The organism is Mycobacterium sp. DHQP2018-32-09, assembly GCF_058148405.1.
The window spans coordinates 1-461 of the sequence record NZ_JBYVYK010000137.1; the positions used below are offsets into that span (position 1 = coordinate 1).

Here is a 461-nt window from a genome sequence, read left to right on the forward strand (position 1 = left end):
GTGCGAACATATGTAGCGCGATGACCAATACAGCAGTGATACAGATAGATACTACAGCCACAACGTCCGTGCGTCCCGGGCCCATACTAGGCAGCGCTCCCCGCTCGTTGCTGTTCCAGTTCGGCAAGTTTCTTGCGAGTTCGTTCAATCTTTTCCTCTAGCTGTTTTTGCTTGAGTGTCTTTTGCGGGGACTGCTCCGCACGACGGTTGGTGCACGGAACGATCTCAAGATTTCGTGCCACACCCGAGGCCTCAATCTCACTCATCCGGCGTCGAGCTACCTTCGGGTCTTGCGCAGAGCCGCATACAGTACGCAAATGTACCTGCTTACGATCGAACAAGTCACTCGACTGACAGGCCACATCTCCAACGATCAGGTAGTTGACGCGGAAGTCACGGTAGTTGGTGCCTTGGAAACGGTTGCCCTGCGAATCAGTTCCATCGTACTCGTTGCGGATCAG

General features: G+C 54.2%; 1 protein-coding gene. It reads right to left on the bottom strand.

Annotated elements, in window-relative coordinates; genetic code table 11:
• Positions 1-86 precede the first annotated feature (86 nt).
• Positions 87-461: hypothetical protein (locus tag AC30CM_RS27040; RefSeq protein ID WP_490119982.1), on the bottom strand; the 375-nt coding region annotated here is incomplete at its 5' end.